The organism is Streptomyces sp. CNZ301 (assembly GCF_004217425.1).
Genome location: NZ_SHLG01000001.1, coordinates 2988581 through 3012722, shown reverse-complemented (window position 1 = coordinate 3012722; position 24142 = coordinate 2988581). Strand labels below are relative to the sequence as shown.

The window sequence follows — 24142 nt, the reverse complement described above, 5'->3', positions numbered from 1 at the left end:
GCCAGCATGGGTTCTGTCGCTTGCCCGCAGCGTCCGAAGGCCGCCGACCTGGACTGGGCCACGGTCGCGCTCGCCGGCGGGACGGTGACCGGGGCGGCGCGCGGAGCGGAACGTCGTCTATTCTCCGATTCGGGCGGGTCCGCCATCGGGCTTGCCGTAGCACCGGAGGAGGTGGGTCCGGTCACCGGGACCGAAGACGGCGGGAACGCCGGACAGGAGACCGAGGCGGAGCGCAGCGCCCGCTTCGAGCGGGACGCGCTGAACTACCTCGACCAGATGTACTCGGCGGGCCTGCGCATGACGCGGAACCCGGCCGATGCCGAGGACCTCGTGCAGGAGACGTACGCGAAGGCGTACGCCTCCTTCCACCAGTTCCGTGAAGGCACCAACCTCAAGGCGTGGTTGTACCGGATCCTCACCAACACCTTCATCAACTCCTACCGCAAGAAGCAGCGCGAGCCTCAGCGCAGCGCGGCGGAGGACATCGAGGACTGGCAGCTCGCGCGTGCCGAGTCGCACATGTCGACGGGGCTGCGCTCCGCCGAGGCGCAGGCACTCGACCACCTGCCGGACTCGGATGTGAAGGAGGCCCTCCAGGCGATCCCGGAAGAGTTCCGCATCGCCGTGTACCTGGCGGACGTCGAGGGGTTCGCCTACAAGGAGATCGCCGACATCATGGGGACGCCGATCGGGACGGTCATGTCCCGTCTGCACCGTGGCCGGCGTCAACTGCGGGACATGCTCGAGGACTACGCGCGTGACCGGGGTCTTGCTCCTGCGGGAGCCGCGCAATCGCACGACGGGAAAGGTTCGGGCTCATGAGCTGCGGAGAACCGCACGAGACGGACTGTTCCGAGGTGCTCGACCACCTCTATGAGTACCTCGACCGGGAAATGCCGGACAGCGACTGCGCGAAGTTCAAGGAGCACTTCGACGAGTGCTCTCCCTGCCTGGAGAAGTACGGCCTCGAGCAGGAGGTCAAGAAGCTCGTCAAGCGCTGCTGCGGTCAGGACGAGGTGCCGTCGGACCTTCGCTCGAAGGTGATGGGCCGGATCCAGCTGATCCGGGCGGCCGAGGCGGCGGGCGCCGAAGCACCGGGCGCCGAAGCACCGGGCGCGGCAACCGGGCCCGAGCACGAGGGGGACGCCTCGGACACCTCTGCGGCGCAGCCGCAGAGCGCCCCCGGGCGCAAGAAGTACGCCTGAGACCTGACATGTTGACGGCCTGACACGGCCTGACACGGCCTGACACGGCGCCGGTGCGAGCGTGGACGAACGCCGCGCCGGGAGCCCTGAGGCTGCGTAACCCGTAGGACAGCGGGGAGCGTTCTGCCCCGTGGACCGGTTTCTTCTCACTCAAAGGTGTGAGAACTCGGCGTCCCCTGCGGAGGATTGAGCGGGATCAGCCCCGCTGCCACCACAGTCGTCCTATTCTCCCCTTCCACCGTGGTACGGGGAGGAGTTTCCGATGCGTGCAGGGCGAGCCCGCCTGCCGTGGGCGGCACACGGGCTCATCGTGTGCGCCGCGTCGGGCGCCCTGTGGTGCGCGGCCCCAGCCCTGCTGGACCTGTCCGGCGTCGAGTGGGGCGTCCTGGTGCCGCTCGCCGCTCTCTACGCGATCTGTGAACTCGCGCCGCGCTGCCCGCTGATCGGCCACAAGATCCCGGGGAACATGGGCGCCTTCTTCCCCGTCCTCCTGACCGGTGCCTTCCTGCTGCCGCCCGCCGCCGCGGCGCTCGTACCGCTGCCGGGGGCGCTGGCCGGACGTGTCGAACCGCGGCACGCTGCCGCGCGACGCTGCTGGCATGCCGCTCAACTGGCCCTTGCCGCATGGGCGTCGGCGCAGGTGTGTGCGCTGTTCGACGGCAGCTTGTCCGCTCCCGCGCAGGAGAGCCCCTCCGGCCCGGGGTCCGCGTCGCTGCCGGGGTTTCCGGCGTTTCCGGCGGCTGCCGTTGCCGCGGGTCTCACGTTCTGCGCGGTGGTCACCCTGCTCGACGGTGCCGTCCTCGTCGCCGCCGAGAGGTGTGCGCTGCGGGCGGCCTGGCGCGGGCAGTTCCAGCGGGCGGCCCCGCCCCAGCTGCTGCACGGATTCGTCGGGCTGATGATGGCCGTGCTGTGGCGCAGCCCGTACGGGCCGGCCGCGGCGTTCTTCGTGCTGTTGCCGATGTATATCTGCTGCTGGGTGTTCGCGCAGTACCACCGTGAGCGCGGTGCTCACCAGTCGACGATCCGGGCGCTGGTGCAGGCCGTCGACATCAAGGACCGCTACACACGCGGCCACAGTGAACGAGTCGGCCGTGCGTCAGCCCTGATAGCCCGTGAGCTCGGCATGGACGACGAACGGACCGAGGCGCTCCGCTTCGCCGGCATCCTCCACGACGTCGGCAAACTCGGCGTTCCCACACGGCTGTTGCGCAAGGAAGGTCCGCTCACGCCCGAGGAGCGCCGCGTCATCGAGCTGCACCCCGAGTACGGGCACGAGATGGTCCGCGGCATCGGCTTCCTCGAGGAGGCGCGCGCGGCGATCCTGCACCACCACGAGCGGCTGGACGGCAGCGGGTATCCGTACGGGCTCGCCGGCGCCGATATCCCCGAGTTCGCGCGGGTGGTCGCCGTGGCCGACGCCTTCGACGCGATGACCTCCACGCGCAGCTACCGCCGAGCGCGGCCGGTCGGCAGCGCGGTGGCCGAGCTGAAACGTTGCGCGGGCACGCAGTTCGACCCGCGGATGGTGTGCGCGCTGGCCGGGGCTCTGGACCGGCAGGAATGGTCTCCCGCCGTCACGGCGGACCGTACGGGCGGGAACCTGCCCGTGGCGCGGAACCCGGCGGAGCCGGCCGAACCGGCCGAGTCCGCCGAGCCCGCCGAGCGCGTCGAGCCCGTTGAACCCGGCGAGCCCGCCGCGCGCGCCGAATCCGCCCCGTGGGCGGACGGCGCTCTCCGGGCCGAGGAGGCCAACGCGGGGCGGCCGCCGGCATGAGGACCTCCGTCGCCCTGTGCCGCGCCGCGGCCGTCGCACTCAGCTGCGCCGCGCTCGGTGTCACGCTGTGGCGCGGGCTCGAACAGCCTTGGGTGGCGCTCGCGTTCGCCGCTGTCGTGGCAGTGGGTGAATCGGCGCGGGTGCGGCTGCCCGGCCGCGACCACGAAGGACGCGCCCCCACCAGCGCACCGCTGGGCGCCGCGGGAGCCCTGGGTTACGCCCTGTTGGGGGACGTCGGGGGCGAGGGAACCACACACGGCGTCCTTCAGGTCGTCGCCGTGGTGATCGTCGCCACCCTGGCCGGCCATGCGCCCCGCGCGCTGAGAGGTCCGTCCCTCGAAGTCGACCATGCGCTGTGCGGGGTGCTCGCCGTCGGCTTCGCCGCCACCTGCTTCCAACCCCTCTACAATTCCGGCGCGTTGGCGCAGTGGGTGGGACGCGGGCCGAACTACGCGCTCTTGCTGCTCGCCATCACATTGCTGACGGGGCTCTGCGACGCCGTCCTGGCGGCCGTGTTCGCCGCAGCGGGCGCCCGCAGACCCGTCGGGCCGCTGCTCCGCGACCAGCTGCGCGCCCGCGTCGGCATAGCCGCGGCCATCGGGGCGACGGGAGCGGTGATCGCGCTCGCCGTCGGGGCCGCCGGCCTGTGGGCGCTGCCCGTCTTCTGTGTGCCGCTGCTGCTCACACAGTTCTCATTCGGCAGGTACGCGGCCGTACGCGCGACGTACCGGCAGACCATCGCCTCCCTCGCACGCTCCACCGAGGTGGCGGGCTACACACCGCCCGGGCATGCGCGCAGGGTCGCCGAGCTCAGCCTGGCCGTCGGGCGCGAGCTGGGACTGACCGAGCCCGACCTCACCGTGCTGGAGTACGCGGCGCTCATGCACGACATCGGCCAGCTCTCCCTCGTCGACCCGGTCGCCTCGGGCGCCACGGAAGGGCTCGAACCGGAGTTGCAGCGCCGCATCGCCATGCTGGGCGGCGCGGTGGTGCGTCAGACGGGGGTGGCCTCCGACGTCGCCGTGGTGGTCGAACGGCAGGCAAGTCCTTTCCGTGAGCAGCCGCTCACAGCACGTATCGTCCGCGCCGTCAATGCTTATGAGGACATGGTCGCCGGGAAGGCTTCCATCGAACGGTCGTTGCGAGCCCTCGAGAAGCTACGGCTCGGGTGCGCACACGACTACGAACCACGCGTCGTGGAGGCGCTGTCACGCGTGGTGTCGCGAGGGGTCACGAGTTGACGCCCGGGTAGTGAGCAGGCCGCCCGACGGGCATGGTTGGATGCGGGAGGGGAACCCCGGGGAGGGCATACACCGTGCTCACATCGAGTTCGGGGAGCTGGGAAGAAGGACGCCGAGAGCAGGAGCGAGCGCGAGCAGCAGCCGGTCTACAGGCGGGAATCAGGCGGGAACATCGTGAGGATCTTCGGCAGGGTGAGGCATCGTCCCTCCGCCTCGTGGCGGCAGGCGACGGACCGTGCCTTCACACTCATCGGCGACGGTCGCTACGAGGACGCGGGAGCACTGCTCACACAGGCCGCCGACCTCGAGCCGTGGCTGTCGGAGTCGTGGTTCAACCTCGCGCTGCTGCACAAGTTCCGGCACGACTGGGAGCAGGCCCGTACCGCGGGGCTGCGTGCCGTCGCATTGCTGGAGCGCCAGACGGGCGCTCCCGACTGGTGGAACGTCGGCATCGCCGCCACCGCGCTGCAGGACTGGCCCCTGGCCCGGCGTGCCTGGCAGGCGTACGGGCTGCGCGTGCCCGGGCAGTCACAGTCCGCGGCGGTCGCCGAGCCGACCGGGATGCAACTGGGCAGCGCGGCCGTGCGGCTCTCGCCCGAGGGTGAGGCCGAGGTCGTGTGGGGACGCCGCATCGACCCGGCCCGCGTCGAGATCCAGAGCATTCCGCTGCCGTCCTCCGGGCGGCGCTGGGGCGAGGTGGTGCTCCACGACGGGGTGCCGCACGGCGAACGCACCACGATGAGCGGCCCGTCCTACCCCGTGTTCGACGAGATCGAGCTCTGGGCGCCCTCGCCCGTGCCCACCTGGGTGGTCCTGCTCCAGGCGGCCACCGAGGCCGACCGTGACGCGCTGGAGCGGCTGGCCTCGGACGCCGGCTTCGCCGCGGAGGACTGGTCCTCCTCGGTGCGCCTGCTGTGCCGCACGTGCTCGGAGAGCAGCATGCCCGCCGACGAGGGCGACGGAGCCACGCACGTCGATCCGCACGACCACAGCTCGCCGGGGCATCCCGGTCCGCTCGGTCACATGACGCCGGGAGGGCCGGGGGATCTGTGGGTCCCCGAGCGCGAGTGCGGGCTGGCGGCTCCGAGCGGTCTCGTGCGGGGGCTGCTGGACAGCTGGGTCGCGGACAGCCCGGAAAGCCGCGAGTGGCGAGACCTCGAAGAGGTGTGCTGAGAGGCCTTCGCCGTCCGGCTTGCGGGGCGAACCCCGTACCCCTGTCCCCGGACGGCCGTGCCGCACATCCGGCTACGCTGTGAGGCGACGGTTCACGTGGCGAGGAAGGCAAGCGGCGGGATGGCGCAACAGCAGCAGGAGATCAGCGGGGAGACCGTGACGGGGGCGGCTGACACGGCCGGTTCCGGCTTCGTGGACGACACCAGGGACTGCGAAGCCCGCGAGAACGCCCACCGTGAGCGCGGCACGGCACGTCCGATCACCGTCGTCGGGAATCCGGTGCTGCACAAGGAGTGCAAGGACGTCACCTCCTTCGACGGCGAACTGGCCTCCCTCATCGACGACATGTTCGCCAGCCAGCGTGCGGCGGAGGGAGTCGGTCTCGCCGCGAACCAGATCGGTGTCGACCTGAAGGTCTTCGTCTACGACTGCGTGGACGACGGGGGAGTGCGGCACGTCGGCGCCGTCTGCAACCCGGTGCTGGACGAACTGCCCGCCGGCAGCCGCAGCCTGGACGACTCCAACGAGGGCTGCCTGTCGGTGCCCGGCGCCTACGAGGCCCTCGCGCGCCCCGACTATGCGGTCGTGCGCGGACAGGACGCCGAGGGCAAGCCCATCGCCGTCGAGGGCACCGGCTACTTCGCGCGCTGCCTCCAGCACGAGACGGACCATCTCTACGGCTACCTGTACATCGACCGGCTCTCGAAGCGGGAACGGAAGGACGCCCTGCGGCAGATGGCCGAGGGAACGCCGCGGTACGAGACCGTGCCCAACGACTGAGTCGGGGCGGGAGGTCCCGCTCTCCGCCGTACGACTGCCGCCCGGTGCCACTGGTGCCGGGCGGCGGTCGTGCTGCGCGGGTTCGTGGCGCCCGGCGGCCGGGGCGCGTTCGCAGCGGAGGCCGTCGTTCAGGATTCAGTGGCCAAGTCCATTGGCATTTCCTGGCAGTTGTTGACGCCTTCTCTTTGTCACGACAAGCTCTGTGGTCACCCCCCACATTCATGGAGGCACCATGCCCCGGCGTACGGTCAGAGCCGTGCTGACACTTGTCATGGTCGCGGCAGCCGCTCTGGTGGGCACGTCCGCCGTCGCGATCGCCGCCCCGGATCGCGCCGCGGACGGCTGCTTCACCTGGAACCGCGATCTCGCAGAAGGCGCTTCCGGGGACGATGTCAAGCAACTGCAGATCCGGGTGTCCGGCTACCCCGCGAGCGGCGAAGTCATCGCCGTCGACGGCGAGTTCGGGCCCGCCACGAAGGCCGCCGTCTCCCGCTTCCAGCAGGCCTACGGGCTGACCGCCAGCGGCAGGGCCGACGCCGCCACGTACGACAAGATCTACGAGCTGCAGGACGACGACTGCTCGCCCGCCCACTTCGACTTCGGGGAGCTGAACAACTGCAACTCCGACTGGAGCGGCGGAGCCGTCAGCGCCGCGGAGGCCAAGTCCAACGCGCTGCGCACCATGTGGAAGCTGGAGGCCATGCGGCACGCACTGGGCGACGAGCCGCTCAGGGTCACCAGCGGATTCCGGTCCAAGGCCTGCAACGACCAGGTGGGAGGCGCGCCTTCGAGCCGTCATCTCTACGGTGACGCGGCCGACCTGGGCTCCGGGCCCCACTCGCTCTGCACCCTCGCCAAGGAGGCACGCAACCGCGGCTTCCACGGCATTCTCGGGCCGGGCTACCCGGGGCACGACGACCACACGCATGTGGACCACCGCTCCGGCAAGTACTGGGACGCCCCCGACTGCGGCGTCACCTCCTGACGTTCGGGAGCGCCACGCACACGGATCCCACTCGCACGACGTCAGTCGACAACGCCAGCCCTGATCCATTCCAGGAAGGAAACCAACCCCCCATGAACAGAAAGATCGCTCTGCGGGCAGCCGTCGGCGCTTCGGCGATGGCACTCGCGCTCTTCTCCACCGCGTACGTGGCGGAGGCAACGACCGACCAGACCGAGAACGCGAGCCCGCTCGCGAAGATGAGCCACTCCGCCGCGGCGAGCAAGCTCAACGCGGCCGGCATCAGCATCACCTCCAGCGGCGGTTGCTCGGACCGCAACCAGCCCAACTGCACCTCGCTGGAGCAGGTCAACTCGGCGACGATCGACGGGGCCATCACGCTCAAGAACGCCAGCAACTGCGGCCTGACCGTCACGGGCGGGACCGAGACCGGCCACGCGAGCGGCACGTACAGCCACTGGAACGGCTACAAGCTCGACTTCAGCATGACGAGCTGCCTGAGCAACTACGTCAAGAACACCTTCACCTCCATCGGTGGAAGCAAGTGGCAGTCCGGCTCGGGGAACATCTACTTCGACGAGGGCAACCACTGGGACGTCACGTTCCACAACTGCGGGGGCTGCCTGGACGGCGGCAAGGGCTGACCGCGAGCAGGCTCCGCGGAATAGGAACAGGTCCGCGGAACAGGCTCTGCGGAAAGGGCTCTGCGGAACAGGCTCCGCGGAAGAGGAACAGGAACTGCGAACGAGGGGGCCGCGCCGGCAGCGCGGCCCCCTTGCGGTACGCCGGATCCGGCTCAGAAGTCGTCGTCGAACGCGACCGATCCCTCGACGGCGACCTGATAGGCGGAGGCGCGCCGTTCGAAGAAGTTGGTCAGCTCCTGCACGTTCTGCAGCTCCATGAAGGAGAAGGGGTTGCGGGCCCCGTAGCGCGCCGGGAAACCCAGCCGTACGAGCCGCTGGTCGGCGACCGCCCGCAGATACTGCTCCATCGACTCGGTGTTCATGCCCGGCAGGCCCTCGCCGCACAGGTCGCGGGCGAACTGCAGTTCCGCCTCAACCGCCTCCTCCAGCATCTCCGTCACCTCCTTCTCCAGCTCCGCGTCGAAGAGTTCCGGCTCCTCCTCGCGCACGGTGTCCACGACGTCGAACGCGAAGGACATGTGCATCGACTCGTCGCGGAAGACCCAGTTGGTGCCGGTGGCCAGCCCGTGCAGCAGCCCACGGGAGCGGAACCAGTAGACGTAGGCGAACGCCCCGTAGAAGAAGAGCCCCTCGATGCACGCCGCGAAGCAGATGAGGTTCAGCAGGAACCGCCGCCGGTCGGCGCGGCTCTCCAGCCGTTCGATCCGCTCCGCCCCCTCGCCCTCCTCCAGCGCCGCCATCCAGCGGAAGCAGAACTGCGCCTTCTCCCTGATGGACGGGATGTTCTCGACGGCGGCGAAGGCCTCCGCACGCTCGTCGACGTCCGGCAGATACGTGTCCAGCAGCGTCAGATAGAACTGGACGTGGACGGCCTCCTCGAAGAGCTGACGCGAGAGGTACAGGCGCGCCTCGGGGGAGTTGATGTGCTTGTACAGCGAGAGCACGAGATTGTTCGCCACGATCGAGTCACCCGTGGCGAAGAACGCGACGAGACGGCTGATCATGTGCTGTTCGCCCGGGGTCAGCTTGGCGAGGTCGGAGACGTCGGAGTGCAGGTCCACCTCCTCGACGGTCCAGGTGTTCTTGATGGCGTCGCGGTAGCGGTCGTAGAAGGCGGGATAGCGCATCGGGCGCAGCGTCAGCTCGAAGCCCGGGTCGAGCAGGTTCCCGGCGGGGCCGCTACGGGTGTTCTCGGCGCTTGTCATTACTGGCATGCCTCGCAGGACTCGGGGTTCTCCAGGGAACAGGTGACCGCGTCGTCTCCGGACGTCGCCGCCCGTCGGCCGGGGACGGCGGGGGGCGTCCCCGTCTCCGTCTCGGTGTTCGTGCTTGTGCGGGTGCCGGTGCCGGTACCGGTGCCGCCCGCGGCGCGGGCGATGCGCGTCGCCGGGCGCGACCGCAGGTAGTACGTGGTCTTGATGCCGCTCTTCCAGGCGTAGGCGTACATCGAGCTGAGCTTGCCGATCGTCGGCGCCGCCATGAACAGGTTCAGCGACTGGCTCTGGTCGAGGTAGGGAGTGCGGGCGGCGGCCATGTCGATCAGGGAACGCTGCGGCAGCTCCCAGGCCGTGCGGAAGAGCCGGCGGACGTCCTCCGGAATCCGCTGGATGTCCTGCACCGAGCCGCTGGACTCGCGCAGTTCCTCACGGGTGCGCTCGTCCCACAGCCCGAGCCGCTTCAACTCCGCGACCAGATAGGCGTTCACCTGCAGGAACTCCCCGCTGAGCGTCTCGCGCTTGAAGAGGTTGGAGACCTGGGGCTCGATGCATTCGTACACGCCGGCGATCGCCGCGATGGTGGCGGTCGGCGCGACGGCGAGGAGCAGCGCGTTGCGCATCCCGGTCCGGGCGATGCGGCTGCGCAGCGCGGACCAGCGCTCCGGCCAGGTCTGCTCGGTGTGCGGATAGTGGTCGGGATGCAGCACGCCGCGCGCCGTACGTGTCTCGTGCCAGGCGGGCAGCGGCCCGTGCCGCTCGGCGAGGTCCGCGCTGGTCTCGTAGGCCGCGAGCATGATCCGTTCGGAGATCCGGGTGGACAGCTCGCGCGCCGCTTCGGAGTCGAAGGGCAGCCTCATCCGGAAGAAGACGTCCTGGAGGCCCATCACGCCCAGACCGACGGGCCGCCAGCGGGAGTTGGAGCGCTCCGCCTGATCCGTCGGGTAGAAGTTGATGTCCACGACGCGGTCGAGGAACGTCACCGCCGTACGGACGGTGGCGTCCAGGCGTTCCCAGTCGATCTCGCCGGAACCGGACTCGCTCAGGTGCGCGGCCAGGTTGACGGACCCCAGGTTGCAGACGGCCGTCTCGCCGTCGTCGGTGACCTCCAGGATCTCCGTGCACAGGTTCGAGGAGTGCACGATGCGGCCCGGCCCGGCGGTCTGGTTGGCGGTGCGGTTGGAGGTGTCCTTGAACGTCATCCAGCCGTTCCCCGTCTGCGCCAGGGTGCGCATCATGCGCGCATACAGCTGACGGGCGGGCACCTGCCGCACGGCGAGGCCCGCCGCCTCGGCTTCGCGGTAGGCGGCGTCGAACTCCTCGCCCCACAGGTCGGTGAGCCGCGGCACGTCGGCCGGCGAGAAGAGCGACCAGTCGGTGTCGGCCTCCACGCGCCGCATGAACTCGTCCGGAATCCAGTGCGCGAGGTTGAGGTTGTGCGTGCGCCGGGCCTCCTCGCCCGTGTTGTCGCGGAGCTCCAGGAACTCCTCGATGTCCGCGTGCCACGTCTCCAGGTAGACGCAGGCGGCCCCCTTGCGCCTGCCGCCCTGGTTCACGGCGGCGACGGAGGAGTCCAGGGTGCGCAGGAACGGCACGATGCCGCCGGAGTGCCCGTTGGTGCCGCGGATCAGCGAACCGCGTGCACGGATGCGGGAGTAGGGCAGCCCGATGCCGCCCGCGTGCTTGGACAGCCGTGCGACCTGCTGGTAGCGCTCGTAGATCGAGTCGAGTTCGTCCTTCGGCGAGTCCAGCAGGTAGCAGGAGGACATCTGGGCGTGCCGCGTACCGGAGTTGAAGAGCGTGGGGGAGGACGGCAGATAGGCGAGCGAACTCGTCAGCGCGTAGAGCTCCGCCACTTCGTCGGCAGCCCGCGCCGACTCGTCCGCGGCCAGGCCGCAGGCCACGCGGAGCAGGAAGTGCTGCGGTGTCTCGATCACCTGCCGGCTTGTGGGGTGGCGCAGCAGATAGCGCGAGTGAACCGTGCGGAGCCCGAAGTAGCCGAAGCGGTCGTCCGCCCCGCCCGCGACCGCGTCCTCGGCCAGCGCGTCCAGGCGCTCGGCGTGCGCCCGTACGAACTCGGCCGTACGGTCGGCGATCAGGCCCTCGCGGTGCCCCGTCGCGACGGAGGAGGAGAAGGACACCGCGCCCTGGCCGCGGGCCTCGTCGCGGATGGCGAGGGTGAGCAGCCGGGCCGCGAGATGCGAGTACGCGGGCTCCTCGCCGACGAGCCCGGCCGCCTCCTCGGCGGCGAGCGCCCGCAACTCGGCTTCGCCGGCGCCCTGCCGCCCTCCGCGCAGCACCGCCTCGGCGACCCGCACGGCCTCGGTGCCCGGCAGGTCGGCGGTCAGCTCGGTCAGGGTGCGCAGCAGTGCGCCGTCGTCGGCCGGTGGCGGCGCCTGCCGGGGCGTGGCTGCGGGCGCGCTCCGGGCCGTGGCTCGTGGTGCGGGTGCGATGGTCACGGGATGTGCTCTCCCTCGCTCGGATCAGGTACCGGGTCACCGGGAGAGCGCACAAGCGGGCGCACAAAGGTGTGCCGCATCGGCGACGCGGCAGTCCTCGCGGCGTCCACCGGCCCAACCCTCGGGACCCGGACGTCTTTCGACGCGACCAGCAGGTACTCGGACTCGCGACGACGGCCCATCGCAGCTCATGCCGGAAGAGAGCAACCGGGCAGAGCAGAGCAGCACATCGCACACCGTTGCGGGACAGTTCCGGATTCGCACCGGATTCCCCTGCGCGGCAGCGAGCACGAGCATACATCTAGTAGCGGGATGCGCTACTCGCCCCCACATGTTGTGCCGGGGGAGTCGCGGATCACAATTCCAGGCTGAAGGCCTGCAGCCACATCCTCGGATAGGGCTGCCAGTCCCTCTCCGGCGCGCGGACGAACCCCAGGCGCCCGTACAGCCGGTGCGCCGTCGTCATCCGCTCATGGCTGCACAGCACGAGCCGCTCCAGCCCCAACTCGCGGGCCCGGCCGACGCATGCCCGCACCAGCGCCTCGCCGGCGCCACGCCCGCGCCCCTCGGGCCGTACGGCGAGCATCCTGAACTCGCCCTCGCCGGTGCGGGCCAGGTCCGCGTACTCCCCGCCGTTCCCGACGAAGGCGACCGCGCCGAGCACCGATTCCGAGGCGGTGTCGAGTGCGACGAGCACCTCCGTGTGGTGTGCCCGGCGCCGTGCGGCGCGCAGCACCGCCAGATACGGGTCGTCCTCACCGAAGTCCAGCAGCCCGTCCTCGAGATAGGCCCGCGCCGTCAGCTCGCCGACGTCCTCCAGTTCCTCGTCCCGCGCCGCTCTGATGGTGATGTCCATGGAGCGAGCATGCCGCACCCCACTGACAACGGGTCTGTCAGTGGGGTGCGGCGGACCTGTCCTCGGCTGGTCGACGGGCTCAGGAGGCGGCTGTCGGCGAGGGCAGTTCCTCCTTGACGCCCGGGTCCCCGGCGTCCGCCGTGTAGTCGGACGGCTGCGTCTCGTCGACGCCTTCCGGGGCCTTCACGGCCCGCAGCACGAACGTGAGCGCGACGGTGACAACCGCGTTGAGCACGAAGGCGGTCAGGCCGATGTACCCCATCTCCCCGATGCCCGGGATGATGTCGTTGGGGCCGCCGAAGTGCTTCTGCACCGGCGACGAGACGCCGTACGCCGTGATCGTGCCGTAGAGCATGCCGACGGCCCAGCCCGCCAGCAGCGCCCACCGGTGGAACCAGCGCGTGAAGAGGCCGCCGACGAGCGCCGGGAACGTCTGGAGGATCCAGATGCCGCCCAGCAGCTGGAAGTTGATCGCCACCGTCTTGTCCATGCCGAGCACGAACACCAGGGCGCCGACCTTCACAAGCAGCGAGGTGATCTTGGAGACCTTGGTCTCCTCCTCCGGTGTCGCATCGGGCCGGAGGAAGTCCTTGTAGATGTTCCTGGTGAACAGGTTGGCGGCAGCGATCGACATGATGGCCGCCGGTACGAGCGCACCGATGCCGATGGCGGCGAACGCGACGCCCGCGAACCAGTCCGGGAACATGTTCTCGAAGAGCTGCGGAATCGCCAGCTGCCCGTTCTCGACCTTGATCCCGGCGGCGATCGCCATGAAGCCCAGCAGCGCGAGCATGCCCAGCATCAGCGAGTACAGCGGCAGGATCGTGGTGTTCCGGCGGATCACGTTGCGGCTGCCGCTGGAGAGCGTCGCCGTGACCGAGTGCGGATACATGAAGAGCGCGAGCGCGGACCCGAACGCCAGCGTCGCGTACGCCCACTGGTTGGGCGCGCTGGGGGCCAGCTCGCCCTTGGGCTTCCCCGTGGCCGGGTTGGTCTGCGAGAGAGCGTCGCCGGCCTTGGCGAAGATGTCGTCGAAACCGCCCAGCTTGATGGGGATGTAGATGATCGCCACCGCGATGACGATGTAGATCAGCGTGTCCTTGACGAACGCGATCAGCGCCGGCGCCCGCAGTCCGGAGGAGTAGGTGTAGGCAGCGAGCACCGCGAACGCGATCAGCAGCGGCAGGTCCTTGATGAACCAGTGCGTCGACTCGCCGCCGCCGATGCCCATGACGTCCAGCACCGACTGGATGCCGACCAGCTGGAGCGCGATGTACGGCATCGTCGCCAGGATGCCCGTGACGGCGACGGCGAGCGCCAGCGACTTGGACCCGAAGCGGCCGCGCACGAAGTCCGAGGTCGTCACGTATCCGTGGCGGTGCGAGACGGACCAGAGCCGCGGCAGGAAGGTGAAGATCAGCGGGTAGACGAGAATCGTGTACGGGACGGCGAAGAAGCCCGCGGCCCCCGCCGCGTAGATGGCCGCCGGCACCGCCACGAACGTGTACGCCGTGTACAGGTCGCCGCCGAGCAGGAACCAGGTGACCCAGGTGCCGAAGCTGCGTCCGCCCAGGCCCCACTCGTCGAGGCTGTTGGCGTTCTCCGCCTTCCGCCAGCGAGCGGCCATGAAGCCCATCGCCGTGACGAGCACGAAGAAGAAGATGAAGACGGCGAGTGCGACTCCGTTGACCCCGCTCATCGGACACCGTCCTCTCCGCGGGCGGCACGCCGCTGCGCGTTGTCACGCTTGACCAGTTTGTACGCGGTCATCGTCATCGCCGCGGAGAGCACCACCCACATCATCTGGTACCAGTAGAAGAACGGCATCCCGATGAGAGTGGGTTCGATACGGGAGTAGGAGCTGACCCACAGAAGCGCGACGAACGGGATGAAAAGGCACAGCCCGATGACGACCCGTATGGGCGTGATGGCGGGTGGCTGCGACTTCGGCGCGGTCTCGGGTGTTTCTGGGGGCGCTGACATGCCTCGGCTCCGTCCGTCGGGTATTCCTGTCGAGACGCGCAGGAAATCTAAACGAGCGGTTCGTGCCCCGTCACTACCTGCACGGATAACGGAACGGCACCTTTTGTTTCGCGGGGGACGTGGTGCGCCGTGTGCGCCTCGTACAAGCCCGGGGTGATTCAGGGCAGTTCGCGGCTCTCTGTCCTGCCTCTGTCCTGTATGGGCCGTGTCAGCTGTTCCGGCCGTCCCGTGGGCGCTGGAGGTTGGCGACGAACTTGTAGCGGTCGCCCCGGTACACGGAGCGCACCCACTCCACCGGTTCCCCCTCCGTGTCGAGCGAGTGCCGGGAGAGCATCAGCATGGGCAGGCCGACATCGGTGCCGAGCAGGCCGGCTTCGCGAGGTGTGGCGAGCGAGGTCTCGATGGTCTCCTCGGCCTCCGCGAGGTGGATGCCGTACACCTCGGCCAGTGCCGTGTAGAGCGACGTGTACTTCACCAGGCTGCGGCGCAGCGCCGGGAAGCGGCGCTGCGACAGGTGGGTCGTCTCTATCGCCATCGGTTCACCGCTGGCCAGGCGCAGCCGCTCGATGCGCAGCACACGTCCGCCCGTGGGGATGTCGAGCGCGTCGGCGAGGCGGTCGTCCGCGGTGACGTAGCCGATGTCCAGCAGCTGTGAGGTCGGTTCGAGACCCTGGGCGCGCATGTCCTCCGTGTACGACGTGAGTTGCAGCGCCTGGGAGACCTTGGGCTTGGCGACGAAGGTTCCCTTGCCCTGGATCCGCTCCAGCCGCCCCTCGACGACGAGTTCCTGGAGGGCCTGGCGGACGGTCGTGCGCGAGGTGTCGAACTCGCTTGCCAGGGTGCGCTCGGGAGGCACCGGAGTGCCCGGCGGCATGGTCTCCGTCATCTCCAGCAAGTGCCGCTTGAGCCGGTAGTACTTGGGCACGCGAGTGGTCCGCGCGCCGCCGTTGCCGCTTCCGGGCTCCGGCTCTGCCGCGGCTGTGACCGCGCCCCCGTCCGTGCTCATGGCTCGCCTTCCCCTTCGTGTCGTGCCGCCGTCACCGGTTTCCTCCGTGTGTGCGGGCCGTGCCGACTGCCCGCCCTCCGGCTCCGGTTACGGCACCGGAGCGGCGGCGTTTCCGGTGGTGTCCCGGACTTCGCCCTCCGTTCCGGCTGTGCTTCGCGGCTCACATCGTGGCACGTGCTCGGCACTGCGGGACTCTCCCGCCCAGATGTCGTTCCGGTAACGGAACCGGCGGCTTGGATTCTGCACCGTTGACAAGAGTTAAAGGTCTAGGCCAAGCTGCCGACTGGTCTAAACCATTAAACCAGGCCCGGTCCCTTGGGGAGGAAGCCGTGAGACGAGGACTCATCGCCGCGACAGGAATCGCGGCTCTGATGGCGGGCGTTGCGGCCTGCGGGCCGGGCGGTGAGCCGGACTCCGGTGCCGACGGGTTCAAGGGACAGACGCTGACCCTGTGGGCCATGGACGGATCCACGCCCGAGCAGTGGGAGAAGGACGTCAAGGCGGCCTTCGAGAAGAAGACCGGAGCCAAGCTGAAGCTCGAGGTCCAGCAGTGGAACGGCATCCAGCAGAAGCTGACCACCGCCCTCTCCGAGCCCGACCCGCCGGACGTCATCGAGGTCGGCAACACCCAGACTCCCGCGTACGCGAGGACGGGCGGACTCGCCGACCTGGGTGACCTGAAGAGGAGCATCGGCAAGGACTGGACGGAGTCCGTCAACAAGTCCGCCGTGTACGGCGGGAAGCAGTACGCGGCCCCCTGGTACACGGTCAACCGCACCGTCATCTACAACAAGCGGATCTGGGCGGACGCCGGCATCGACGAACCCCCCACGACACGCGCCGAGTTCTTCGACGCCCTCGACGCCATCGAGAAGAAGACCGACGCCGAGCCCCTCTACCTGCCCGGCCAGAACTGGTACTTCTTCGACGGCCTCCTCATCGGCAAGAAGGCGGGCCTCATCAAGAAGCAGGGCGGCAAGTGGGTCTCCAACCTCGACGACCCGAAGGTCGGCGCCGCCATGAAGCTCTACGAGAAGTACGCGTCGTACTCCGAGGCGCCCAAGGACAAGGACGAGGCCACTCCCCAGCAGGCCGAAGTCTTCGCCAAGGGGCGGACGGGCGCATTCATCGGGCTGGGATGGGAGGCGGCGACGGCGGTCGAGGCCAACCCGGGCATCAAGAAGGACATCGGGTACTTCACCATCCCCGGTGAGAGCGCGGACAAGCCCGAAGGCGTCTTCCTCGGAGGTTCCAACCTGGCCGTGGCCGCGGGGAGCGAGAAGCAGGAACTCGCGAAGGAGTTCCTCAGAATCGCACTCTCCGACAGGTTCGAGGGCGCGCTCGCGGAGGAGGGCGGCGTGATACCGAACAAGACCTCACTGCAGAAGAAGGTCGAGGGCAACCCGGCCGCCGAGGCGGCGGCGCCGGCCGTCGCAGGCGGCGGTCTGACGCCTCTGATCCCGCAGTGGGCCGCCGTGGAGAACCCGCCGAACCCCGTGAAGAGCTATATGACGGCCGTGCTCAAGGGGAAGTCGCACGCTGCGGCTGCCGAATCGGTCGAGGACGAGATCAACAAGAGGCTCTCGCAGAAGCAGTGACGCCCCCGGGCTGCCGGAGTGCAGGCAGTCGTGTTGCCGGAGGGGGCGGCACGACTGCCGGCACACCGGCAGCCCGGGCTCTCGACCACGGGACCTGGAGCACCGAATGTCAGTGCAGACCGACGGCGCGCCGCCACCGGTGCGCACCAGCACACCTCGCACAGCACCACCAGGGACGCGCAGCGCGCAGACCGACGGCCCGCGCGACCGGCGGCAGCGCACGAGCCCCCGCGGACTGCCGTACCTGCTGCTGCTCCCGGCGCTCGCGGCCACCGCCGTACTCCTCGGCTGGCCCCTGGTGATGAACGGCCTGCTCTCCTTCCAGAACCTCAACATGACGCAGCTGATCCAGCACGTCACCGAGTGGGCAGGAACTGACAACTACCGCGCCACTCTTGGCAGTGAGGACTTCTGGCGGGTCACTTTGCGGTCGGTGCTCTTCACCGCCGTCAACGTCGCCGTGATCATGCTGTTCGGCACCCTGACGGGGCTGCTGCTCGCCCGCCTCGGCCCGCGCATGCGGCTGCTGCTCTCCTCCGGTCTCGTGCTCGCCTGGGCGATGCCGGTCATCGCCGCGACGACCGTCTACCAGTGGCTGTTCGCGCAGCGCTTCGGCGTCGTCAACTGGCTGCTGGACGCGGTGGGACTCCACTCCATGGCGGGCTTCAACTGGACAGGCGGGCAGATCCCGACGTTCTTCGTCATCTCGCTGCTCATCGTCTGGACGTCGGTGCCGTTCGTCGCGATCAACCTCTACGCGGCGACGACGACCATCCCCAGGGAGCTGTACGAGGCGGCCGCGCTGGACGGTGCGAACGCCCGGCAGAGCTTCGCCACCGTCACCCTCCCCTTCCTGCGGCCGTTCCTCCTGGTGACGACGTTTCTCGAAGTCATCTGGATATTCAAGGCGTTCCCGCACATCTTCGCGATCAACGAGGGCGGGCCGGACCGCCTCACCGAGACCCTGCCCGTCTACGCGTTCGTCGAAGGCGTCGGGAACCAGCACTACGGCACGGGCGCGGCCATCTCCGTCCTCACCATCGTGATCCTGCTGGGGCTGATGTCGTACTACCTGCGCGCCGCCATGCGCCAAGAGGAGGACGAGAAGTGACAGCGACAGCACCGCCGGCGGACGGACGGCGCTCGTTCCGGCCGGGCCGACGGCGGCCCCGCGGCCGTGCTCGTGCCTGGGCAGGGATCTGGCCCAACGCGACGGCTCTCGTGCTCTTCGCGGGCTTCGTCTTTCCCGTCTACTGGATGTTCAGCACGGCGTTCAAACCGAACGGCGACATCGTCACCGACACCCCCGTCTGGTTCCCCACCGACCCCACGCTGGAGCACTTCGCCACGGCCGTACGGGCCGACAACTTCCTGACACTGGTGCGGAATTCCGTCACCGTGACGCTCACGGCGGTCATGTTCGCGCTGCTCATCGCGCTCTTCGCGGCGTTCGCCCTGGCGCGCATGCGCTTCACGGGACGAAAGAGCATCGTCCTCACGTTCATGGTCGCGCAGATGGCCCCCTGGGAGGTCATGGTCATCGCGATCTACATGACCGTGCGGGACGCCGACATGCTCAACAGCCTCGTACCGCTCACCCTGTTCTACACGGTGATGGTGCTGCCGCTGACCGTGCTCACGCTGCGCGGCTACGTGGCAGCCGTGCCGAGGGAGCTGGAGGAGTCGGCGATGGTCGACGGCTGCGGACGCACCCAGGCGTTCCGCAGGGTGATCTTCCCCCTGCTCGCACCCGGCGTGATGGCCACGTCCCTGTTCGGATTCATCACGGCGTGGAACGAGTTCCCGATGGTGCTCATCCTCAACAAGGACGCACAGTCCCAGACGCTGCCGCTGTGGCTCTCCGGATTCCAGACGGCGTTCGGGGACGACTGGGGTGCCACCATGGCGGCCGCCTCACTCTTCGCCGTGCCGATCCTGCTGCTCTTCCTGTACCTCCAGCGGAAGGCCGTCAGCGGGCTCACCTCCGGTGCGGTGAAGGGATAGCGGGGCGCAGGCGGAGCGCACACGGAGGGCGGCCGAGCCCCGGCCGGACGGAAGACCGCCCGCACGAGCACGACGACGGAAGGACGACGACGGACGGCAGGACGAGCCGCACGACGAGCCCGCGACGGATCTCCCGGTGAGGGCCACCAGTGAAGGGACAATGCGCACATGACCACGCTCGCAACCGGCACCGAGAGCCTGACCCGGGACGCTCTCACCGTGCTCCAGCCCGGCTTCACCGGCACCAGCGCGCCCGAGTGGCTGCTGCGGCAGCTCGCCGAAGGGCTCACCTCCGTCGGCCTGTTCGGACGCAACATCGAATCGCCGGAGCAGCTCGCCGCGCTCACCGCCCAGCTGCGCGAGGTGAGGCCCGAGGTGCTGGTCGCGATCGACGAGGAGGGCGGGGACGTGACCCGCCTGGAGGCCCGCACCGGTTCCTCCTTCCCGGGAAACCTCGCGCTGGGCCACGTCGACGACACCGCTCTGACGCGCGCCGTCGCCCACGAGCTCGGCCGCCGGCTGGCCGCGTGCGGGGTCAACCTCAACTGGGCGCCTTCCGCTGACGTCAACTCCGACCCGGACAACCCGGTCATCGGCGTCCGCTCCTTCGGCGACGACCCGCAGCTGGTCGCCCGGCACACCGTCGCCTACGTCGAGGGTCTTCAGTCGGCGGGCGTGGCCGCCTGCGTGAAGCACTTCCCCGGGCACGGCGACACCGCCGTCGACTCCCACCACGCCCTGCCCCGCATCGACGTGGACATGGGGACCCTGCGCGAGCGTGAACTCGTCCCGTTCCAGGCCGCGATCGACTCGGGCGCCAAGGGCGTCATGAGCGCGCACATTCTGCTGCCCGCCCTCGACGAATCCCTGCCCGGCACGCTCAGCCCCGCCGCTCTCATGGGCCTGCTACGCGCGTCACGCGAAGACGGCGGCCTCGGACACACCGGCCTGATCGTCACCGACGGCATGGAGATGCGGGCCATCTCCGGCACCTACGGCCTGGAGCGGGGGAGCGTTCTCGCCGTCGCCGCGGGAGCGGACGCCCTGTGCGTCGGCGGGGGACTGGCCGACGAGGAGACCGTTCTGCGGCTGCGCGACGCCCTCGTACGGGCAGTTCACGACGGTGAGTTGACCGAGCAGCGCCTCGCCGACGCCGCGGCCCGCGTGCGCACGCTCGCGCGCTGGGCGAACGGTGCCGGCGTCGCCGCCCGGGAGCGGGCAGCGGCGCAAGCCGCCGGGGCCGCGGAGCCCGCCGGGGCACGCACCGGGACAGCTGGCGGCGTCGGCCTCGCAGCGGCCCGCCGCGCGCTGCTTGTCACCGTCCCAGGCAGGGGCACCGCCGGGACGCAGCCGTTCGAACCGCTCTCCGGGGCCGCGTTCGTCGCCTCGTTCTCACCCGTCGCCAACATCGCCGTCGGCGGACAGACCCCCTGGGGCGTCGCCGCCGAACTGACGCGGCTGCTGCCCGGCACCGCCACCGCGACATACGCGGCGGACGCGGCCCGCGAAGGTCCGTCCGGCCTGGCCGCAGGCGTGCTCGCCGATGCGGCGGACCGTAGGATCGTCGCGGTGGTGCGCGACGTGCACCGTCATCCGTGGATGGCCGACGCGCTGGACGCTCTGCTCGCCTCACGTCCGGATACCGTCGTGGTCGAGATGGGAGTGCCGCAGGCGCCGCCCGCCGGAGCCCTGCACATCGCCACCCACGGAGCCGCCCGCGTGTGCGGACGGGCCGCCGCCGAGGTCATCGCCGGGCAGACCCCCGGCGACTGACCCCCGGGGTGCCCCGCCCGCCTCTGTCCCCGACCCGCCGTCCGCTCGTGCGTCCCCGGCCCAGACAACTCAACTGGAGGCAGCAAGCATGTCCGCCACCTCGGCACCGACACCCGAGCAGGCCTCGTCGCAGGGCCGGCCCCGCGGCGCACCGGGCCGGGTGATGTCCGGTGAGATGGCCGAACAGCCGGCGGTGCTGCGTCGCATCCTGAACGAGGGAGCGCCGAGGATCCGTGAGATCGCCGAGGAGGTCGCGGCCCGCAGCCCCCGCTTCGTGCTCCTGACCGCACGCGGGACGTCCGACAACGCCGCGCTCTATGCCAAGTACCTGCTGGAGATCCTTCTGGGCAAGCCCTGCGGTCTGACGTCGATGTCCACGACGACCGCCTACGGCGCCAGGCCGGACCTGACGGACTGCCTCGTCATCACCGTCAGCCAGTCGGGCGGCTCCCCGGACCTCGTCGCCTCCACACGGGCGGCGCGTGAGGCGGGCGCGCTGACCCTCGCGGTGACGAACAACTCCGCCTCACCGCTCGCGGAGGTCAGCGAATTCCACATCGATGTCCTCGCGGGCGAGGAGAAGGCCCTCCCGGCGACGAAGACCTACACGGCCGAACTCCTCGCGCTGTACCTCTTCGTGGACGGCATGCGCGGCGGTCAGGGCGCCGGCAAGGCGGAGCTGCTGCCGGACCTGGCGCAGTCGGTGCTCGACCGCCGGCCCGAGGTCAAGGCCCTCGCCGGGCGCTACCGGTTCGCCGAGCGGATGGTGCTCACCTCCCGCGGCTACGGCTATCCCACGGCGAAGGAGGCGGCGCTGAAGCTGATGGAGACCAGCTACATCCCTGCGCTGTCGTACTCGGGCGCCGACCTGCTGCACGGCCCGCTGGCCATGGTCGACAACATCTCGCCGGTCATCGCCGTCGTCACCGAAGGCAGGGGCGGTGAGGCGCTGCAACCCGTCCTCGACCGCCTGCGCGACCGCGGCGCCGACCTCGTCGTCATCGGCAGCCGCGAGGAGGTCGACCGTGCGTCCGCGGGCTTCGCCCTGCCGACGGAGGGGCTTCCGGAGGAGCTCCAGCCCATCCTCGAGATCATCCCGCTGCAGATGCTCGCCTACGAGGTCACCATCGCCCGCGGCCAGGACCCGGACGCACCCCGCGCGCTGGCAAAGGTGACGGAGACCCGCTGAGCGCGCGCGTGCCGTCGGTACGCGAGGGGCGGCGGAGGGGCGCAGAGCAGGGGACGGAAGCCCGGACACACGTCGGGCCACGGCGCCGGGACGGGACCCTCAACCCGTCCGGCACCGCAGCCCGATGCCGGAGACCGGGGTGCCATCAGGGCAGACGACGCCCAGGTCCCACTCCGCCCTCCTGTGCGGGGAGGGCAGAAGCCAGTACTGCTTGCCTAGCAGCGATTGTGGACTAGACCACTCTTGCCTGTCCATGCCGTCGGCAAAGTTCATCAGGAACGTATGAATTCCGGCTGATGCGGCAGGACCCGGGAGAAGGCGGCCACACCGCCCGGTTCGGCCCGCCGGTAGGCTCGCCGGTGTGCCCTCCATGAACGACCTCGTACGGCAGCACACGGCCCTCTCCGACACCGATCTGGAGTGGCTGCATCTGCTCATCTCCGAGTGGCAGCTGCTCTCGGACCTCTCCTTCGCGGACCTCGTGCTGTGGGTCCCCACGCGGGACGGCACGCGCTACGTCTCCGTCGCCCAGATGCGGCCCAACACCGGACCCACCTCGCACCAGGACGACATGGTGGGCCACCTCGTGCCGCGGGGCCGGCGGCCGCTGCTCGACGCTGCGCTCGACGAGGGCCGGATCGTGCGCGAGGGAGATCCTGAGTGGCGCGAGGAGGTGCCCGTACGGGTCGAGTCCATCCCCGTGTGCCGGGAGGGCCGCATCCTCGGCGTCATCGCGCGCAACACGAATCTGCTGACGGTGCGCACGCCCAGCCGGCTCGAACTCACGTATCTGCAAAGTGCGTCCGACCTGGCCCAGATGATCGCGACGGGCTCTTTCCCCTTCCCGGGAGAGCAACTCGACATCGACCATCTGCCGCGCGTGGGCGACGGCCTGATCCGGCTCGACTCGGAGGGAATCGTCCAGTACGCCAGTCCCAACGCCCTCTCCGCGTACCACCGGCTCGGCCTGGCCACGGAGATCGTGGGGCTCCACCTCGGCCGGGTCACCGCCGAACTCGCGCCCTCCCGCGCCCCCGTCGACGAGGCGCTGGTGAAGCTGGCGAGCGGCTGGGCCCCGCGCGGCGCGGAGGTCGAGGCCAACGACTGTGTCGTACAGCTGCGCGCCATCCCGCTCGAACCCAAGGGAACGCGCATCGGTTCGCTCATCCTGCTCCGCGACATCACCGAAGTGCGACGCCGCGAGCGGGAGTTGATGACGAAGGACGCCACGATCCGCGAGATCCACCACCGGGTGAAGAACAACTTGCAGACGGTTGCCGCGCTGCTGCGCCTGCAAGCCCGCAGGATGGACTCCGATCGCGGGCGCGACGCGCTCAACGAGGCCGTGAGGCGGGTCGGTTCGATCGCCATCGTGCACGAGACGCTCTCCCAGACCCTGGACGAGAGCGTCGAGTTCGACGAGATCGCCGACAGGGTGCTGGCGATGGTCGCCGAGATCTCACCGGGCCGGGTCACCGGCCGTCGCACGGGCCACTTCGGGGTGTTGGAGGCGGAAGTCGCCACGCCCCTGTCGATGGTGCTCACCGAGGTCCTGCAGAACGCCCTGGAACACGGCTTCGGTCCGGGTGCACAGGGCACGATCGAAGTCGGCGCGGTGCGCACGGGCGGAAAGGGCAAGGAGCCGGGCCGGCTGCTGGTCACCGTCCAGGACGACGGCAGGGGCCTGCCCGAGGGCTTCGACCCCAAGCACACCGGCAATCTGGGACTCCAGATCGTACGGACGCTGGTGGAGGGCGAGTTGGGGGGAGAGTTCGACATGCTTCCGGCGCCGGAGCGCGGCACCCGCGTCGTCTTCGACCTTCCGGTCTCGGTGGAGAAGCGCGAACGCTGAAGCGGCCGGGAACAGGCAGATGCGGGCAATGGTGCAAAGACGTGGAGCCCCGGCCCTGTTGGGCCGGGGCTCCACGTCTGTATGAACGCGGTGCTCTTCGTGGCACTGCGTGCTGCGGCTCGGGATGCAGCGAGTGGCCGGGTGTGGGCGTCAGTCTCAGGCGGTCGCGGCGTTGTTCCGCGCCCGGTTACGAGCGGCACGGCGCTTCATCGCGCGGCGCTCATCCTCGCTGAGGCCCCCCCAGACACCGGAGTCCTGACCGGACTCCAGGGCCCACTGCAGGCACTGCTCCATGACGGGGCAGCGGCGGCAGACGGCCTTCGCTTCCTCGATCTGCAGCAGCGCAGGACCAGTGTTGCCGATGGGGAAGAACAGCTCGGGGTCTTCCTCGCGGCAAACGGCGTGGTGACGCCAGTCCATGGCTGCT

21 protein-coding genes and 1 riboswitch are annotated in these 24142 nt (G+C 69.8%); of the genes, 14 read left to right on the top strand and 7 right to left on the bottom strand.

What is annotated here, in order from left to right; translation table 11 throughout:
- The first annotated feature begins 171 nt into the window (after positions 1-171).
- The 8 genes from EV375_RS12845 (at position 172) to EV375_RS12810 (ending at position 7781) form a co-directional block, all read left to right on the top strand.
- Positions 172-822 carry a sigma-70 family RNA polymerase sigma factor gene (locus tag EV375_RS12845; protein WP_207228346.1) on the top strand — a complete coding sequence of 217 codons (651 nt, stop codon included), beginning with the start codon at positions 172-174 and terminating at the stop codon, positions 820-822.
- Positions 819-1205, top strand: a complete 387-nt coding sequence (gene rsrA / locus EV375_RS12840; RefSeq protein ID WP_130299555.1) for a mycothiol system anti-sigma-R factor — start codon at positions 819-821, stop codon at positions 1203-1205. Before EV375_RS12845 ends, rsrA begins: the two co-directional genes overlap by 4 nt.
- 262 nt (positions 1206-1467) lie before the next feature.
- Positions 1468-2979 (top strand): HD-GYP domain-containing protein, encoded by a 1512-nt coding sequence (locus tag EV375_RS12835; protein ID WP_130299554.1) that lies wholly within the window; start codon positions 1468-1470, stop codon positions 2977-2979.
- Complete coding sequence (locus EV375_RS12830) at positions 2976-4220, top strand: HD domain-containing protein (protein ID WP_130299553.1); 1245 nt, start codon at positions 2976-2978, stop codon at positions 4218-4220. The genes EV375_RS12835 and EV375_RS12830 overlap by 4 nt, the downstream gene beginning before the upstream one ends.
- Positions 4221-4394: 174 nt before the next feature.
- Entirely contained in the window at positions 4395-5393 is a 999-nt protein-coding gene (locus EV375_RS12825; protein WP_130299552.1) for a tetratricopeptide repeat protein, read from the top strand.
- A 120-nt stretch (positions 5394-5513) separates the two neighbouring features.
- On the top strand, positions 5514-6173 hold the full coding sequence (gene def, locus EV375_RS12820; RefSeq protein WP_055486122.1) for a peptide deformylase: 660 nt from the start codon (positions 5514-5516) through the stop codon (positions 6171-6173).
- A 232-nt stretch (positions 6174-6405) separates the two neighbouring features.
- Complete coding sequence (locus EV375_RS12815; protein WP_130299551.1) at positions 6406-7158, top strand: D-Ala-D-Ala carboxypeptidase family metallohydrolase; 753 nt, start codon at positions 6406-6408, stop codon at positions 7156-7158.
- A 92-nt stretch (positions 7159-7250) separates the two neighbouring features.
- Positions 7251-7781, top strand: coding sequence for a hypothetical protein (locus EV375_RS12810; protein ID WP_130299550.1), 531 nt, complete (start codon positions 7251-7253; stop codon positions 7779-7781).
- A gap of 152 nt (positions 7782-7933) precedes the next feature.
- Here the strand turns inward: EV375_RS12810 and EV375_RS12805 are convergent, their stop codons facing one another.
- From EV375_RS12805 to EV375_RS12780, 6 genes are all read right to left on the bottom strand, one after another.
- Positions 7934-8986: a ribonucleotide-diphosphate reductase subunit beta gene (locus EV375_RS12805; protein WP_207228092.1), complete on the bottom strand. Its 1053-nt coding sequence runs from the start codon at positions 8984-8986 to the stop codon at positions 7934-7936.
- Complete coding sequence (locus EV375_RS12800; protein WP_130299548.1) at positions 8986-11454, bottom strand: ribonucleoside-diphosphate reductase subunit alpha; 2469 nt, start codon at positions 11452-11454, stop codon at positions 8986-8988. The genes EV375_RS12805 and EV375_RS12800 overlap by 1 nt, the downstream gene beginning before the upstream one ends.
- A 133-nt stretch (positions 11455-11587) precedes the next feature.
- A riboswitch (cobalamin riboswitch) is annotated at positions 11588-11772 on the bottom strand.
- Positions 11773-11809: 37 nt separating this feature from the next.
- Entirely contained in the window at positions 11810-12310 is a 501-nt protein-coding gene (locus tag EV375_RS12795; protein ID WP_130299547.1) for a GNAT family N-acetyltransferase, read from the bottom strand.
- 79 nt (positions 12311-12389) lie between these two features.
- The gene (mctP, locus tag EV375_RS12790) at positions 12390-14009 is read right to left on the bottom strand and encodes a monocarboxylate uptake permease MctP (protein WP_130299546.1); all 1620 of its coding nucleotides are present in this window, start codon (positions 14007-14009) and stop codon (positions 12390-12392) included.
- On the bottom strand, positions 14006-14293 hold the full coding sequence (locus EV375_RS12785; protein ID WP_130299545.1) for a DUF3311 domain-containing protein: 288 nt from the start codon (positions 14291-14293) through the stop codon (positions 14006-14008). Before EV375_RS12785 ends, mctP begins: the two co-directional genes overlap by 4 nt.
- Before the next feature lie 208 nt (positions 14294-14501).
- On the bottom strand, positions 14502-15299 hold the full coding sequence (locus EV375_RS12780; protein ID WP_055486114.1) for a GntR family transcriptional regulator: 798 nt from the start codon (positions 15297-15299) through the stop codon (positions 14502-14504).
- Between the two features lie 329 nt (positions 15300-15628).
- On the opposite strand from EV375_RS12780, the gene EV375_RS12775 reads away from it, so the two are divergent.
- The 6 genes from EV375_RS12775 to EV375_RS12750 all read left to right on the top strand — a co-directional run bounded on the left by EV375_RS12775 (position 15629) and on the right by EV375_RS12750 (position 23715).
- On the top strand, positions 15629-16897 hold the full coding sequence (locus EV375_RS12775; protein ID WP_130299544.1) for an extracellular solute-binding protein: 1269 nt from the start codon (positions 15629-15631) through the stop codon (positions 16895-16897).
- 106 nt (positions 16898-17003) lie between these two features.
- On the top strand, positions 17004-18008 hold the full coding sequence (locus EV375_RS12770) for a carbohydrate ABC transporter permease (protein WP_130299543.1): 1005 nt from the start codon (positions 17004-17006) through the stop codon (positions 18006-18008).
- 146 nt (positions 18009-18154) lie between these two features.
- Complete coding sequence (locus tag EV375_RS12765) at positions 18155-18901, top strand: carbohydrate ABC transporter permease (protein WP_130301810.1); 747 nt, start codon at positions 18155-18157, stop codon at positions 18899-18901.
- 168 nt (positions 18902-19069) lie between these two features.
- Positions 19070-20674 (top strand): glycoside hydrolase family 3 N-terminal domain-containing protein, encoded by a 1605-nt coding sequence (locus EV375_RS12760; RefSeq protein WP_130299542.1) that lies wholly within the window; start codon positions 19070-19072, stop codon positions 20672-20674.
- Between the two features lie 88 nt (positions 20675-20762).
- A complete protein-coding gene (locus EV375_RS12755) occupies positions 20763-21863 on the top strand; it encodes an SIS domain-containing protein (protein ID WP_130299541.1) in 1101 nt (366 codons plus the stop codon).
- A gap of 370 nt (positions 21864-22233) precedes the next feature.
- Positions 22234-23715 carry a PAS domain-containing sensor histidine kinase gene (locus EV375_RS12750; RefSeq protein ID WP_130301809.1) on the top strand — a complete coding sequence of 494 codons (1482 nt, stop codon included), beginning with the start codon at positions 22234-22236 and terminating at the stop codon, positions 23713-23715.
- A gap of 156 nt (positions 23716-23871) precedes the next feature.
- On the opposite strand, the gene EV375_RS12745 is transcribed toward EV375_RS12750, so the two are convergent.
- Positions 23872-24135, bottom strand: a complete 264-nt coding sequence (locus EV375_RS12745) for a WhiB family transcriptional regulator (protein ID WP_016469673.1) — start codon at positions 24133-24135, stop codon at positions 23872-23874.
- Positions 24136-24142 lie beyond the last annotated feature (7 nt).

Excerpts from the sequence above, each read along its gene's own strand:
- rsrA (WP_130299555.1), top strand. The coding sequence starts at position 819 with ATGAGCTGCGGAGAACCGCACGAGACGGACTGTTCCGAGGTGCTCGAC.
- EV375_RS12835 (WP_130299554.1), top strand. The coding sequence starts at position 1,468 with ATGCGTGCAGGGCGAGCCCGCCTGCCGTGGGCGGCACACGGGCTCATC.
- EV375_RS12830 (WP_130299553.1), top strand. The coding sequence starts at position 2,976 with ATGAGGACCTCCGTCGCCCTGTGCCGCGCCGCGGCCGTCGCACTCAGC.
- def (WP_055486122.1), top strand. The coding sequence starts at position 5,514 with ATGGCGCAACAGCAGCAGGAGATCAGCGGGGAGACCGTGACGGGGGCG.
- EV375_RS12815 (WP_130299551.1), top strand. The coding sequence starts at position 6,406 with ATGCCCCGGCGTACGGTCAGAGCCGTGCTGACACTTGTCATGGTCGCG.
- EV375_RS12810 (WP_130299550.1), top strand. The coding sequence starts at position 7,251 with ATGAACAGAAAGATCGCTCTGCGGGCAGCCGTCGGCGCTTCGGCGATG.
- EV375_RS12805 (WP_207228092.1), bottom strand. The coding sequence starts at position 8,986 with ATGACAAGCGCCGAGAACACCCGTAGCGGCCCCGCCGGGAACCTGCTC.
- EV375_RS12795 (WP_130299547.1), bottom strand. The coding sequence starts at position 12,310 with ATGGACATCACCATCAGAGCGGCGCGGGACGAGGAACTGGAGGACGTC.
- mctP (WP_130299546.1), bottom strand. The coding sequence starts at position 14,009 with ATGAGCGGGGTCAACGGAGTCGCACTCGCCGTCTTCATCTTCTTCTTC.
- EV375_RS12785 (WP_130299545.1), bottom strand. The coding sequence starts at position 14,293 with ATGTCAGCGCCCCCAGAAACACCCGAGACCGCGCCGAAGTCGCAGCCA.
- EV375_RS12780 (WP_055486114.1), bottom strand. The coding sequence starts at position 15,299 with ATGAGCACGGACGGGGGCGCGGTCACAGCCGCGGCAGAGCCGGAGCCC.
- EV375_RS12770 (WP_130299543.1), top strand. The coding sequence starts at position 17,004 with ATGTCAGTGCAGACCGACGGCGCGCCGCCACCGGTGCGCACCAGCACA.
- EV375_RS12765 (WP_130301810.1), top strand. The coding sequence starts at position 18,155 with ATGTTCAGCACGGCGTTCAAACCGAACGGCGACATCGTCACCGACACC.
- EV375_RS12760 (WP_130299542.1), top strand. The coding sequence starts at position 19,070 with ATGACCACGCTCGCAACCGGCACCGAGAGCCTGACCCGGGACGCTCTC.
- EV375_RS12755 (WP_130299541.1), top strand. The coding sequence starts at position 20,763 with ATGTCCGCCACCTCGGCACCGACACCCGAGCAGGCCTCGTCGCAGGGC.
- EV375_RS12750 (WP_130301809.1), top strand. The coding sequence starts at position 22,234 with ATGAACGACCTCGTACGGCAGCACACGGCCCTCTCCGACACCGATCTG.
- EV375_RS12745 (WP_016469673.1), bottom strand. The coding sequence starts at position 24,135 with ATGGACTGGCGTCACCACGCCGTTTGCCGCGAGGAAGACCCCGAGCTG.